Source organism: Pseudomonas stagnisoli, from assembly GCF_048595745.1.
Lineage (GTDB): Bacteria > Pseudomonadota > Gammaproteobacteria > Pseudomonadales > Pseudomonadaceae > Aquipseudomonas > Aquipseudomonas alcaligenes_A.
Genome location: NZ_CP184361.1, coordinates 1,446,598 through 1,459,333, shown reverse-complemented (window position 1 = coordinate 1,459,333; position 12,736 = coordinate 1,446,598). Strand labels below are relative to the sequence as shown.

The 12,736-nt window shown below is 66.0% G+C and carries 11 protein-coding genes and 2 tRNA genes; 4 read left to right on the top strand and 9 right to left on the bottom strand.

Translation table 11 applies throughout. The annotated features are described in order from the left end of the window. Positions 1–34 precede the first annotated feature (34 nt). The 4 genes from ACOAPY_RS07120 to ACOAPY_RS07105 all read right to left on the bottom strand — a co-directional run bounded on the left by ACOAPY_RS07120 (position 35) and on the right by ACOAPY_RS07105 (position 1,926). A complete protein-coding gene (locus ACOAPY_RS07120) occupies positions 35–466 on the bottom strand; it encodes a YkvA family protein (RefSeq protein ID WP_465155877.1) in 432 nt (143 codons plus the stop codon). A gap of 344 nt (positions 467–810) precedes the next feature. Then, positions 811–1,527, bottom strand: a complete 717-nt coding sequence (locus ACOAPY_RS07115; protein WP_021701958.1) for an FKBP-type peptidyl-prolyl cis-trans isomerase — start codon at positions 1,525–1,527, stop codon at positions 811–813. A 226-nt stretch (positions 1,528–1,753) separates the two neighbouring features. Next, positions 1,754–1,830 (bottom strand) — tRNA-Asp (locus ACOAPY_RS07110). 20 nt (positions 1,831–1,850) lie between these two features. Continuing rightward, positions 1,851–1,926 (bottom strand) — tRNA-Val (locus ACOAPY_RS07105). A gap of 159 nt (positions 1,927–2,085) precedes the next feature. Between ACOAPY_RS07105 and rdgC the strand changes: the two genes are divergently transcribed. Together rdgC and sugE are read left to right on the top strand one after the other, a co-directional pair. Further along, positions 2,086–3,006 carry a recombination-associated protein RdgC gene (gene rdgC / locus ACOAPY_RS07100; RefSeq protein WP_021701959.1) on the top strand — a complete coding sequence of 307 codons (921 nt, stop codon included), beginning with the start codon at positions 2,086–2,088 and terminating at the stop codon, positions 3,004–3,006. 164 nt (positions 3,007–3,170) lie between these two features. After that, positions 3,171–3,485 (top strand): quaternary ammonium compound efflux SMR transporter SugE, encoded by a 315-nt coding sequence (gene sugE, locus ACOAPY_RS07095; protein ID WP_465155876.1) that lies wholly within the window; start codon positions 3,171–3,173, stop codon positions 3,483–3,485. Positions 3,486–3,537: 52 nt separating this feature from the next. On the opposite strand, the gene ACOAPY_RS07090 is transcribed toward sugE, so the two are convergent. The 5 genes from ACOAPY_RS07090 to ACOAPY_RS07070 form a co-directional block, all read right to left on the bottom strand. After that, the gene (locus ACOAPY_RS07090; RefSeq protein ID WP_465155874.1) at positions 3,538–5,436 is read right to left on the bottom strand and encodes an MFS transporter; all 1,899 of its coding nucleotides are present in this window, start codon (positions 5,434–5,436) and stop codon (positions 3,538–3,540) included. A 187-nt stretch (positions 5,437–5,623) separates the two neighbouring features. Continuing rightward, positions 5,624–5,953 (bottom strand): AzlD domain-containing protein, encoded by a 330-nt coding sequence (locus ACOAPY_RS07085; RefSeq protein ID WP_465155873.1) that lies wholly within the window; start codon positions 5,951–5,953, stop codon positions 5,624–5,626. Continuing rightward, entirely contained in the window at positions 5,953–6,663 is a 711-nt protein-coding gene (locus tag ACOAPY_RS07080; protein ID WP_374323666.1) for an AzlC family ABC transporter permease, read from the bottom strand. The genes ACOAPY_RS07085 and ACOAPY_RS07080 overlap by 1 nt, the downstream gene beginning before the upstream one ends. Positions 6,664–6,724: 61 nt before the next feature. Further along, a complete protein-coding gene (locus ACOAPY_RS07075) occupies positions 6,725–7,552 on the bottom strand; it encodes an AraC family transcriptional regulator (protein ID WP_465155871.1) in 828 nt (275 codons plus the stop codon). A 4-nt stretch (positions 7,553–7,556) separates the two neighbouring features. Then, positions 7,557–8,126, bottom strand: coding sequence for a GNAT family N-acetyltransferase (locus ACOAPY_RS07070; RefSeq protein ID WP_465155869.1), 570 nt, complete (start codon positions 8,124–8,126; stop codon positions 7,557–7,559). Positions 8,127–8,291: 165 nt separating this feature from the next. Here ACOAPY_RS07070 and ACOAPY_RS07065 point away from each other — a divergent pair, with 165 nt between their 5' ends. Next, a complete protein-coding gene (locus ACOAPY_RS07065) occupies positions 8,292–11,762 on the top strand; it encodes a hybrid sensor histidine kinase/response regulator (protein WP_465155867.1) in 3,471 nt (1,156 codons plus the stop codon). Positions 11,763–11,971: 209 nt separating this feature from the next. Then, positions 11,972–12,670, top strand: a complete 699-nt coding sequence (locus ACOAPY_RS07060) for a pirin family protein (RefSeq protein ID WP_465155865.1) — start codon at positions 11,972–11,974, stop codon at positions 12,668–12,670. The last annotated feature ends 66 nt before the right edge of the window (positions 12,671–12,736 follow it).

The following is a 12,736-nucleotide window of genomic DNA, read 5'->3' as shown; positions in this document are numbered from 1 at the left end:
CCATACTGACTCGTCAGACAAGAGTGGGCCCGCATCAGCGCGCCTCCTCGTCGCTGTGCGGCAGCGCCTCCACCTGTTTCAACTGCTCTGCAGGCCGCGCCTCGCGCCAGGCTCGATAGGCATCCAGTTCCGCAGCCCAGGTGCGCATCACCCAGGCCAGTACGGCCAGATCGTCAAGCAAGCCCGCGCCCGGCAGCCAGTCCGGGACCATGTCCAGCGGCGCCAGGAAGTACAGCAACGCCGCCACCACCGATAGCAGCGCCTGACGCCCCACGGCCCGGTACTCGCCGCGCCACCAGGCAGCACACAGTCCCAGCAGCAGGTTCAGGTCATCGCGTACCCGTGCGAAGCGCGCACTGCGCTCCCCCTTGTTCGCCACTGCGCGCAGCAAGCCTGGCAACCGACCACTCTCGAGCAAACGCCTTGCCATCTTCAGGTAACGCGCACCGCCCCAGGAAGAATTCATGCCCGTACTCCTCTATCCCCCGCCACGACTGGGCTGCCTGGGTTATCCACCAAAGCTGTGGATAACCTTGTGAACAGTTCTCTTGATAAGGCTTCAAACGCCCGTCCCACTGGGCCCCGGGACAGATCGGGCATTTTTTGTCCACGAGCAAAAACGCTTATAAATCATGCAGTTATGATACGAGCATTGCTCAGGAAACGCGGTAACGGTCAACCCGGAGCAGGTAACCGGCCCAATGTGCATAAGCGTAACACCAGCCGCCGATCAACCTTCATTCAGACCGACAAGTCGCACAAATGAAAACGCCCCGGCGAGCGGGGCGTTTGCATCGATTGCGCGGCGTCTTACTGAGCAGCGGCTTCTTCTTTCTGGTCCTTGATGGCCAGCAGTTCCAGATCGAATACCAGCACCGAGTTGGCCGGAATCGCCGGGCTCGGGCTCTGGGCGCCGTAGGCCAGCTCGCTGGGGATGTACAGCTTGTACTTCTCGCCGACGTGCATCAGCTGCAGGCCTTCGACCCAACCCGGGATCACGCCGCTGACCGGCAGATCAATCGGGCTGCCGCGCTGGATCGAGCTGTCGAACACAGTGCCGTCGATCAGCTTGCCCTCGTAGTGCACGGTCACCACGTCGGTGGCCTTGGGCTGGGCGCCTTCGGTCTTCTTCACCACTTCATACTGCAGGCCGGATTCGGTGGTCTTCACGCCGTCCTTTTTGCCGTTTTCCTCGAGGAACTTCTTGCCGGCCTGGGCCGACTCCTCGTTGAGCTTGGCCATGCGCTCCTCGGAGCGCTTCTGCAGGAAGGCGAAGGCCTCGGCCAGCTCCTCATCCTTCAGTTTCTGCTCTTTCTTGCCGATGGCGTCTTCGATGCCCATGGCCACGGCCTTGGAATCCAGGTCATCCAGGCCTTCCTGCGACAGGCTCTTGCCCATGTTCAGGCCGATACCATAGGAGGCCTTCTGCGCCGGAGTCTTGAGTTCCACTTCGCTGGTCTGAGCATCGCAACCGGCCAGAACCAGGCCGACCAGGGCAACCGCCGCAGCAAGACGATGTTGTTTCATGCTTGTTCCTTGTTAGCGCCACGAGGGCAGAAAGAGAGCGCGAGCTTAGCAGCCTGCGGCGAGCACTGGCTACGGCACCATAGGAACAGTGGTATGCAGATAAGTTCAGCACGCCGGGCATCATCGCGATACCGCCAGCCGGAACCAATAAAATGCGGGCAAAAAAAAACGACCTTTCGGTCGTTTTCTTCAAGCCTGGTCTTCAGTCTAACCAAGGCTTTATATATGGCGCAGCGGACGGGACTCGAACCCGCGACCCCCGGCGTGACAGGCCGGTATTCTAACCGACTGAACTACCGCTGCGCGTAACCCCGTGAGCGAGATGGTGGGTGATGACGGGATCGAACCGCCGACCCTCTGCTTGTAAGGCAGATGCTCTCCCGGCTGAGCTAATCACCCTTCGCTCTCGAAGTGGTGCGCATTCTAGGGATGAGCTTTTACCTTGGCAAGCCTTTTTTGAAAAAAATTTTCGAGCAGTTCCAAAGGCTTAGCTTCGGGTTGGCCAATCGAGGCCGGCAGAGAATAATGCGCGCTTCGTGTTCAAGGAGTGTCTCCCTCATGTGGTTCCGCAACCTGCTTGTTTATCGCCTGACCCAGGACGTGCCCTTCGACGCCGAAACCCTGGAAGCGGCGCTGGCCGCCAAGGCCGCGCGCCCCTGCGCCAGCCAGGAGCTGACCACCTACGGCTTCATGGCCCCGTTCGGCAAAGGCGGCGATGCGCCGCTGGTGCATGTCAGCGGTGACTTTCTGCTGATCGCCGCGCGCAAGGAAGAACGCATCCTGCCGGGCAGCGTGGTGCGCGACGCCCTGAAGGACAAGGTCGACGAGATCGAAGCGCAGCAGATGCGCAAGGTCTATAAGAAGGAACGCGACCAGCTCAAGGACGAGATCGTCATGAGCTTCCTGCCGCGTGCCTTTATCCGCCGCTCCAGCACCTTCGCAGCCATCGCGCCCAAGCTAGGCCTGATCCTGGTCGACAGCGCCAGTGCCAAGAAGGCCGAAGACCTGCTGTCCACCCTGCGCGAAGCCATCGGCTCGCTGCCGGTACGCCCGCTGACCGTGAAGATGGCGCCGACCGCCACCCTCACCGACTGGGTCAAGGCCCAGACCGCAGCGCCGGACTTCTTCGTCCTCGACGAGTGCGAACTGCGCGATACCAGCGAGGACGGCGGTGTGGTGCGCTGCAAGCGCCAGGACCTGACCAGCGAGGAAATCCAGCTGCACCTGTCCTCCGGCAAGCTGGTCACCCAGCTGTCCCTGGCCTGGCAGGACAAGCTGTCCTTCGTGCTGGACGACAAGATGACCGTCAAGCGCCTGCGCTTCGAGGATCTGCTGCAGGACCAGGCCGCCCAGGATGGCGGTGACGAGGCGCTCGGCCAGCTGGACGCCAGCTTCACCCTGATGATGCTGACCTTCACCGACTTCCTGCCGGCCCTGTTCGAGGCCTTTGGCGGCGAAGAGGTGCCGGAAGGTATCTGACCAGCAGGACAACTCCGGTAACCTTTGCCAGGGCTCGTTCGTCCCCACGGACTTGCCCTGGGCAGTTCGCTGTGCAAAATAGCGAACAACGCGAGGACGACCTCGCCGCTCCATCCGAGTGACCATCCGGGACGGCCCGTCCATCAGTTGTTAGGAGCCATCCCATGTCCTGGATCATTCTGTTTCTCGCCGGCCTGTTCGAGGTCTGCTGGGCCGTCGGCCTCAAGTACACCGACGGCTTCACCCGCCCCCTGCCCACCCTGCTCACCGTCGCGGCGATGATCGTCAGCATCGGCCTGCTCGGTCTGGCCATGAAGGAACTGCCGCTGGGTACCGCCTATGCCATCTGGACCGGCGTCGGCGCGGTCGGCACGGTGATCGCCGGCGTGCTGCTGTTCGGCGAGTCGATGGCGCTGCTGCGTCTGGGCAGCGTGGCGCTGATCGTCGTCGGCCTGATCGGCCTCAAGCTCAGCCACTGATAGACCCCAACAAAAAAGCCCGCCAATCGGCGGGCTTTTTCGTTCAATCGGGTCAGCGCTGATCGCCACGCAACAGAGCGACCTGCTCCTGCATGACCAGCCGGCCGGTGTCCGCCGGCAGCGGCGTACCGGCGACGATGTTGACCCGCGACCAGAAGCGCTTGAACAGGCCCTTGTGCGGCGCCCGACTGAAGAAGCTGCCCCACAGCCCCTGCAGCGCCAGCGGAATCACCGGCACCGGGTTGGCGGCGAGAATGCGCTCGACCCCGGCCTTGAACTCGTCGATCTCGCCCGTGGTGGTCAGCTTGCCCTCGGGGAAGATGCACACCAGCTCGCCCGCCGCCAGATACTCGGCGATCCGTGCGAAGGCCCGCTCGAACACCTCCGGGTCCTCGTTGCGCCCGGCGATTGGCACGGTGCCGGCAGTGCGGAACACGAAGTTGAGCACCGGCAGGTTGTAGATCTTGTAGTACATGACGAAGCGCACCGGCCGCCTTACCGCACCGCCAATCAGCAGCGCATCGACGAAGGACACGTGGTTGCACACCAGCACCGCTGCGCCCTCCTCCGGAATCGCCTCGAGGTTCTGGTGGCGCACCCGGTACATCGAGTGGCTGAGCATCCAGATGAGGAAGCGCATGGTGAATTCGGGCACGATCTTGAAGATGTAGGCGTTGACCGCCAGGTTCATCAGCGAGATGGCCAGGAACAGCTGCGGAATGCTCAGCTTGGCCACGCTGAGGAAGAGGATCGACACCACGGCCGCCGCCACCATGAACAGCGCGTTGAGGATGTTGTTGGCGGCGATCACCCGTGCCCGCTCATGTTCCTCGGTCCGCGACTGGATCAGCGCATACAGCGGCACGATATAGAAGCCGCCGAACACGCCCAGGCCGAGGATCGATGCCAGCACCGGCCAGGCCTCGCCCATCTGCAGCAGCCCCAGCCAGTCGTGCGCTGCGCTCGCCTGCGGGAAGCTGCTGGAGGCGGCCCACAGCAGAATGCCGAACAGCGACAGGCCGAAGGAGCCGAACGGCACCAGGCCAATCTCCACCTTGTGTCCGCTCATGCGCTCGCAGAGCATCGAGCCCAGGGCGATGCCCACCGAGAACACGGTGAGGATCAGCGTCACCACGCTCTCGTCACCGTGCAGCAAGTCCTTGGCGAAGTTGGGAATCTGCGTCAGGTACACCGCCCCGAGGAACCAGAACCAGGAGCTGCCGATCAGCGAGCGCGACACCGCCGGGCGCTGGCCGAGGCCCAGGTGCATGATCTGCCAGGACTGGCGGAAGATGTTCCAGTCCAGCTGCAGTTGCGGCAGCGAGGCGGCAAAACGCGGGATGGCGCGGCTGGACAGGTAGCCGGCAACGGCGGTGGCGACGATGGCGATCCCCACTGCGCTCTGGTAGCCGTTGCCGGACATCAGCAGCCCGGCACCGATGGTGCCGGCGAGGATGGCCAGGAAGGTGCCCATCTCCACCAGCGCGTTGCCGCCCACCAGCTCCTCCTCGCGCAGGGCCGCTGGCAGGATCGAGTACTTCACCGGGCCGAACAGCGCCGAGTGGGTACCCATGGCGAACAGCGCCAGCAGCATCAGCGGCAGGTTCTCCAGCAGGAAGCCGGTGGCACCGACCGCCATGATCACGATCTCGGCCAGCTTGATCAGGCGGATCAGCGCATCCTTGGCGAATTTCTCGCCGAACTGGCCGCCGAGGGCGGAGAACAGGAAGAACGGCAGGATGAACAGCATCGCGCACAGATTGACCAGCAGATCGCGGTCGGCGAAGTTGATCCAGGCCTGCTTGTCCACCTCGAAACTGAGCTTGAACAGGATGGCGAGGATCAGCGACTGCTTGAACAGATTGTCGTTGAACGCGCCAAGCAGCTGGGTGATGAAGAACGGCAGGAAACGCCGGGTGCCGAGCAGGGCGAATTGCGAATTCGGGGTCATCGTCCTTGTACCTGTCTGAGGCCGAGCGGGCCGTCCTGCATTGGACCGCATCTGCCCCGGGCAAAGCCACACCCGCGTGTGGCTTTCGTGCACAACTCCCCTCTCCCTCTGGGAGAGGGGACGGGGGTGAGGGGTTTCCAGGCAACACCGAGAAGCTGACAGGCGCCTCTCCCAAAGCAAGAGGGGCTTAGATCGGCATCTGCCCCAGCCACCAGCGCAGCAGGAAGAACACCAGCAGGCCACCACCGATGGTCGCCAGCAGATGCCGGGTCAGCGCGGCGATCAGGATGGTCGCGAGGCCGGCCAGCAGGTAGGCGTTGTCCAGGCTCAGCGCCCAGGTCTGGCCGTCCGGCAGCAGCATGCCAGGCACCACGATGGCGGTGAGCACGGCGGTCGGCACATAGTGCAGCCCCTGGCGAATCAGCGGCGGGAAGCGCAGGTCGGGGAAGGCGAACAGGCTGTAGCGGGTGGCGAAGGTGATCGCCAGCATGCCGAGGATCAGCATCCAGTTGTCCATCAGAACACCTCGTCCTGCAGCAGGCGATAGCGACGCTCCAGCACCACGCCGACGACGATGCCGGCGCAGGCCGCGGCCATCAGGCCGAGCTTGTAGGGCAGCGCGTGACAGGCCAGCGCCACCGCGCCGGCCACCAGGGCCGCCGCCACCTGTGGGCGATTGCGCAGCATGGGCACGACGATGCCGATGAAGGTGGCGAGCATGGCGAAGTCCAGCCCCCAGTCGCCGATGTTCGGCACCGCCTGGCCGAACACCAGGCCAATCAGGGTGCAGGCCTGCCAGTTGACGTACATGGCCAGTGCCGCGCCGAGGAAATACCAGTGCTTGTTGGGCGAGGCATCGGTTTCGGCATAGCGGTGCTGGACTACGGCGAAGGCCTCGTCCGTCAGCCAGAACGCCAGCGGCATGCGCCAGCGTTTGGGCAGGTGACGGACGAAGGGCTGCAGGCTGGCGCTGTACAGGGCGTGACGCAGGTTGACCACCAGGGTGGTCAGCCACAGCACGGCCAGGGTCGCGCCACCGCCGAGCAGGCTGATAGCAATGAACTGGGCGGAACCGGCGAACACCAGCAGCGACATGCCGATGGTCTGCCAGGGCGTGAGGCCGGCAGCACCGGCCAGGCTGCCGTAGATGATGCCGAAGGGCATGGCGCCGAGCAGCATCGGCAGCATGTCGCGCAGGCCCTGCAGGAATTCATGGTGACGGGACATGGAACCTCCTTGGAGCCCAGAGGCTAGTCGCGAAGTGTCGGCAGGTCTTGAACGATATTGCTCAGTCGGCCACGCAGGCGCGGCGGTATTCGCCGGGGCTGACACCGTAGCTCTGTTTGAACTGCCGAGTCAGATGACTCTGGTCGGAGAAGCCCAGCTGCAGCGCCACCTGCAACGGCGCACAGCCGGAGCGCAGCAGCGCCCGCGCCTGCTCCAGGCGGCGCTGCTTGAGCCAGGCATGCGGCGGCAGGCCGGTGGCGCGGCGAAACACCCGGGCGAAATGGAACGGCGACAGGTGCACCAGCGTCGCCAGTTCCTCCAGTGAGGGGGGCTCGCCCAGGCGCGCGGCCAGCAGCTCCTTGGCCAGGGCCACGGCGCGTGGCTCGGCGCCCGGCTCACGCGCCTGCGGGATGCGCGCATGGCGCTGGAACAGCAGCAGAATCGCCTCGCGCCAGGCCGTCTGCTGCTGCAGGGCGCACGCCTCGCCATCGAGCAGGCGATGCAGCCGGCCGAAAACCTGATGCAACTCCAGGTCCTGCAGCACGCTGGCGCCGAAGGACGGCATGCCGCGATCCGCCAGCTCCAGCTCCGCCAGTACGCCCTGCACCTGCGCCGGAGCCGGATAGAAGCCGCGGTACCACCAGCCCTGCTCGTGCGCCTTGGAACCGGTATGCACCTCATCCGGGTTGATCAGCACCATGCTGCCGACCGGCGCCAGGTGGTCACTGCCACGATGGCGGAAGCGCTGGGCGCCACCTTCGATCACGGTGAACACAAAGCCTTCGTGCACATGCGGGGCGAAACGCTGCTCGATGTAGCGCGCGTGCAGCAACTCGACGCCTGTCAGCGCCTGGCTCTCCCAGAAGCGGGTCTGCTCGCCGCCAGCCAACGTCTCACGCGCCGAAGCGCGCCTCCAGCCCGGCCTTGACCTGCGGCCACTCGCTGTCGGTGATGCTGTACATCACGGTGTGGTCGAGGCGCCCGTCGGCCAGGCGCCGGTGGTTGCGCAGCAAACCCTCGCGCTGGGCACCGAGCTTCTCGATGGCACGCTGCGCGCGCAGGTTGCTGACGGCGGTCTTCAGCTGCACGCGCACCAGCTGCCACTCCTCGAAGGCATGGCGCAGCATCAGGTACTTGATCATGCGGTTCAGGCCAGTGCCGTGCTGGCCCACGTCGAGCCAGGTGGCACCAATCTCGGCGGCCGGCAGCACCAAGTTGAAGTCGAAGAAGCTGGTGGTGCCGACCAGCTCGCCGGCCAGGCGGATGGCGAATACCACCTCGCGGCCCTCGCGCTGCTCGGCCAGGGCGCTGCGGTACCAGTCCGGGCGGGTCGTGCCACTCATGAACTGCTGCGATGCGCGGTTGGCCTCCGCCAGCTGCAGCAGGCCCGGCAGGTCGGCCTCGGTCAGCGGATCGAGGCGCAGGGCGCCCTGCTGCAGGGCGACGGGTTGGGGCTTGAACATGACACGAACTCCGGTAAAGCGACCACGGCCGGCCACGCTAGCAGGCCGGTCGCGGCCGCTCAAGCCGCTTGCGACCTTGGTCGGCCTGGCGCGGCGGCCAGGACATGCGAGACTATTCCCTAGCCTAATGGTCGTGCCGCCCATCCCTGCATCCGCGGAGTTCGCATGTCGTTGTCTGGCGGTCTGATCGCCTTCGTTGCCCTGGCCTACATGGCTACCCTGTTCACCATCGCCTTCTATGGCGACCGTCGCCGCGCGCCCCTCAAGCCACGCGTGCGCGCCTGGGTGTTCAGCCTGTCACTGGCGGTGTACTGCACCAGCTGGACCTTCTTCGGAGCGGTCGGTCAGGCGGCTGGCGAACTCTGGTCGTTCCTGCCCATCTACCTGGGGCCGATCATTCTCCTGCTGCTGGCGCCCTGGGTGCTGGAAAAGATGGTGGCGATCAGCAAGCAGGAAAACATCACCTCGATTGCCGACTTCATCGCCGCCCGCTACGGCAAGTCACAGAGCCTGGCGGTGGTGGTGGCGCTGATCTGCCTGGTCGGCGTGCTGCCCTACATCGCCCTGCAGCTGAAGGCCATCGTGCTGGGCGTCAACCTGCTGGTCGGCACCACGCCGAGCCCGACCCGCAGCCAGGACACGGCACTCATCGTGTCGCTAGTGCTGGCCCTGTTCACCGTGCTGTTCGGCACCCGCAACCTGGACGTCACCGAACACCACCGCGGCATGGTGCTGGCCATCGCCTTCGAGTCGCTGGTCAAGCTGCTGGCCTTCCTGGCGGTGGGCGCCTTCGTCACCTGGGGGCTGTTCGACGGCTTTTCCGACCTGTTCCAGCGTGCCGGCCAAGCCCCCGCCCTGGAGGATTTCTGGACACAGACCGTGAGCTGGCCGGCCATGCTGGTGCAGACCGGCCTGGCCATGACAGCGATCATCTGCCTGCCGCGCCAGTTCCACGTGGCCGTGGTGGAAAACATCGAAGCCGGCGACCTGCGCCTGGCGCGCTGGGTGTTCCCGATCTACCTGGTGCTGGCCGCGCTGTTCGTGGTCCCCATCGCCCTGGCCGGACAGATGCTGCTGTCGGCCGATGTGCAACCCGACTCCTTCGTCATCAGCCTGCCACTGGCCGAAGCCCACTCCACGCTGGCGCTGCTGGCTTTTATCGGCGGTGCCTCGGCGGCCACCGGCATGGTCATCGTCGAGGCAGTGGCGCTGTCGACCATGGTCTGCAACGACATGCTGCTGCCCGTGCTGCTGCGCCGGCAGAATGCCGAGCGCCCCTTCGAGCTGTTCCGTCACTGGATGCTCAGCGCACGCCGCCTCAGCATCCTGATCATCCTGCTGCTCGGCTATGTCTGCTACCGACTGCTCGGCACCAACGCCAGCCTCGCCACGATCGGCCAACTGTCGTTCGCCGCCATTGCCCAGCTGGCGCCGGCCATGTTCGGCGCGCTGGTGTGGAAACAGGCCAATCGCCGCGGGGTGTTCGCCGGCCTGGCCGCCGGTTGCGCCCTGTGGTTCTACACCCTGGTCCTGCCGCTGGTAGCCGGCGGCCTGCGCTGGTCGCTGGACAGCTTCCCGCTGCTGCCGGAGCTGCTCTACTACCCGGTCGGCATCGAGATCGACCCGCTGACCCGTGGCGTACTGCTGTCGCTGACCGGCAACTGGCTGCTGTTCGGCGCCGTCTCCTGGTTCTCCCGCACGCGCGTCTCAGAACACTGGCAGGCAGGCCGCTTCATCGGCCTCGACACCGGCCACAAGACCAGCACGCGCAACCTGCTGGCCGTGCAGGTCGCCGACCTGATGGTCCTGGCCGCCCGCTTCGTCGGCGAGGAACGCGCACGGCAGAGCTTCGAGCGCTTCGCCCAGCAGCAGGAGCGCGCCTTCAACCCGGCACAGAACGCCAACGCCGAGTGGATCGCCCACACCGAGCGTCTGCTTGCCGGCGTGCTCGGCGCCTCCTCGACCCGCGCCGTGGTGCGCGCGGCCATCGAGGGCCGCGAGATGCAGGTCGAGGACGTGGTGCGCATCGTCGACGAGGCGTCCGAGGTCCTGCAGTTCAACCGCGCCCTGCTGCAGGGCGCCATCGAGAACATCACCCAGGGCATCAGCGTGGTCGACCAGAACCTGCGCCTGGTGGCCTGGAACCGCCGCTACCTGGAGCTGTTCGAGTACCCCGAGGGGCTGATTGGCGTCGGCCGGCCGATCGCCGACATCATCCGCTACAACGCCGAGCGCGGCCTGTGCGGCCCCGGCGACGTCGAGGAACACGTGAGCAAGCGCCTGTTCTGGATGCGCCAGGGCAAGGCGCATACCTCCGAGCGGCTGTTCCCCAACGGCCGGGTCATCGAACTGATCGGCAACCCCATGCCCGGTGGCGGCTTCGTCATGAGCTTCACTGATATCACCGCCTTCCGCCGCGCCGAACAGGGCCTGCTGGAAGCCAACGAAGGCTTGGAGCAGCGCGTCGAGGAACGCACCCGCGAGCTGTCGCAGCTGAACCAGGCGCTGGGCGAGGCCAAGGGCAACGCCGAGGCTGCCAACCAGTCGAAGACCCGTTTCCTCGCCGCCGTCAGCCACGACCTGATGCAGCCACTGAACGCCGCACGGCTGTTCTCCGCCGCCCTCGCCCATCAGCAGGACGCCCTGCCGGCCGAGGCGCGCGAACTGGTGCGCCACCTCGACAGTTCGCTGCGCTCGGCCGAAGACCTGATCGCCGACCTGCTGGACATCTCGCGCCTGGAAAGCGGGCGCATCACCCCGGAGCGCAGTCGCTTTCCGCTGCACCAGCTGTTCGACGCCCTCGGCGCCGAGTTCAGGGTGCTGGCCGCCGAGCAGGGCGTGGACTTCCGCGTGGTGCCCTGCGCCCTCGCCGTGGACAGCGACCCCAAGCTGTTGCGCCGGGTGCTGCAGAACTTCCTCACCAATGCCTTCCGCTATGCCCGTGGCCGTGTGCTGCTCGGCTCGCGGCGCGAGGGCGGGCAGCTGCGCCTGGAAGTCTGGGACCGCGGCCCGGGCATTCCCGAGGACAAGCGCCAGGTGATCTTCGAGGAGTTCAAGCGCCTGGACAGCCACCAGACCCGTGCCGAAAAAGGCCTGGGCCTCGGCCTGGCGATCGCCGATGGCCTTTGCCGGGTCCTCGGTCACCGCCTGGAAGTACGCTCCTGGCCGGGCAAGGGCAGCGTCTTCAGCGTCAGCGTGCCGCTGGCCCGCGAACTGCCGCAACCGAGCACGAGCAAAACCCTGGAGGTCGTTCCCGGCGCCCTCGGCGGCGCCCAGGTGCTGTGCATCGACAACGAGGACAGCATCCTCGCCGGCATGCACAGCCTGCTGTCGCGCTGGGGCTGCCAGGTGTGGACGGCGCGCAACCGCCTGGAGTGCGAGCACCTGCTGGACGAGGCCGTGCGGCCACAACTGGCGCTGGTCGACTACCACCTGGACGAGGGCGACACCGGCACCGAGCTGATGGCCTGGCTGCGCACGCGCCTGGGCCAGCCACTGCCCGGTGTGGTGATCAGCGCCGACGGCCGCCCGGAACTGGTGGCCGAAGTGCATGCCGCCGGCCTCGACTACCTGGCCAAGCCGGTCAAGCCGGCGGCCCTGCGCGCCCTGATCAGCCGGCACCTGCCGCTGGCCTGAGCCACGGCACAAGCGGCTGCAGGGCCGATGAAACCCGCGAGCCGCAAGCGATGATGCATGCAGGTCTCACCCGCCCTACAGGCCACCAAACATCTATCTATCCGATAAATACGGCGCATTTTTTACGCTTTTTATCGATGCATAGTCGATAGATCATCCACTCCATCCCCTGCGGCGCAATCTGGCGCCCAGGCCACGGAGTCATCACCATGATCGAAGTACGCCCCTTCGCCTCCCTCGGCCATGCCCACCACGGCTGGCTGAACGCCCGTCATCACTTCTCCTTCGCCGAATACCAGGACCCGCAGCGGGTCAACTGGGGCCGCCTGCGCGTCTGGAACGACGACGAGATCGCCGCAGGCTCGGGCTTCCCGCCGCACCCGCACCACGACATGGAGATCATCACCTACGTCCGCGAAGGCGCCATCACGCACCGCGACAACCTGGGCAACCAGGGCCGCACCGAGGCGGGCGATGTGCAGGTGATGAGCGCCGGCACCGGCATCGCCCACTCCGAGTACAACCTGGAGGACGTCACTACCAAGATCTTCCAGATCTGGATCATCCCAGACCAGCAGGGCCAGGCGCCTGCCTGGGGCAGCAAGCCCTTCCCGCGCGGCGAACGCGCCGGCCAGTTCGTGGTCCTGGCCAGCGGCCACGCCAGCGACGAGGGTGCCCTGCGCATCCGCGCCGACGCCCGCCTGGCCGCCGCCACCCTGAGCGCCGGACAGAGCGCCGAGTACCCGCTGGGGCGCCTGCGCAAAGGCTACCTGGTGGCGGCCCGTGGGCGCATCGAGGTCAACGGCATAGTCGCGGCGGAGCGCGACGGCGTGGCCGTCGCCGAAGAGGAAGTGGTGCGTGTCACCGCTCTGCAGGACAGCGAGGTGGTGCTGGTCGACGTGGCATGACCTGGGGCAAGCCGACCGGCGGTGTGGCAATCTAGAATGCGTTCATCCGCCGCGCCGAAGGAGCGC

What these genes read in the sequence shown, in the direction of transcription:
- ACOAPY_RS07120 (WP_465155877.1), bottom strand. Translation starts at nt 466, where the DNA reads ATGAATTCTTCCTGGGGCGGTGCGCGTTACCTGAAGATGGCAAGGCGT.
- ACOAPY_RS07115 (WP_021701958.1), bottom strand. Translation starts at nt 1,527, where the DNA reads ATGAAACAACATCGTCTTGCTGCGGCGGTTGCCCTGGTCGGCCTGGTT.
- rdgC (WP_021701959.1), top strand. Translation starts at nt 2,086, where the DNA reads ATGTGGTTCCGCAACCTGCTTGTTTATCGCCTGACCCAGGACGTGCCC.
- sugE (WP_465155876.1), top strand. Translation starts at nt 3,171, where the DNA reads ATGTCCTGGATCATTCTGTTTCTCGCCGGCCTGTTCGAGGTCTGCTGG.
- ACOAPY_RS07090 (WP_465155874.1), bottom strand. Translation starts at nt 5,436, where the DNA reads ATGACCCCGAATTCGCAATTCGCCCTGCTCGGCACCCGGCGTTTCCTG.
- ACOAPY_RS07085 (WP_465155873.1), bottom strand. Translation starts at nt 5,953, where the DNA reads ATGGACAACTGGATGCTGATCCTCGGCATGCTGGCGATCACCTTCGCC.
- ACOAPY_RS07080 (WP_374323666.1), bottom strand. Translation starts at nt 6,663, where the DNA reads ATGTCCCGTCACCATGAATTCCTGCAGGGCCTGCGCGACATGCTGCCG.
- ACOAPY_RS07070 (WP_465155869.1), bottom strand. Translation starts at nt 8,126, where the DNA reads ATGTTCAAGCCCCAACCCGTCGCCCTGCAGCAGGGCGCCCTGCGCCTC.
- ACOAPY_RS07065 (WP_465155867.1), top strand. Translation starts at nt 8,292, where the DNA reads ATGTCGTTGTCTGGCGGTCTGATCGCCTTCGTTGCCCTGGCCTACATG.
- ACOAPY_RS07060 (WP_465155865.1), top strand. Translation starts at nt 11,972, where the DNA reads ATGATCGAAGTACGCCCCTTCGCCTCCCTCGGCCATGCCCACCACGGC.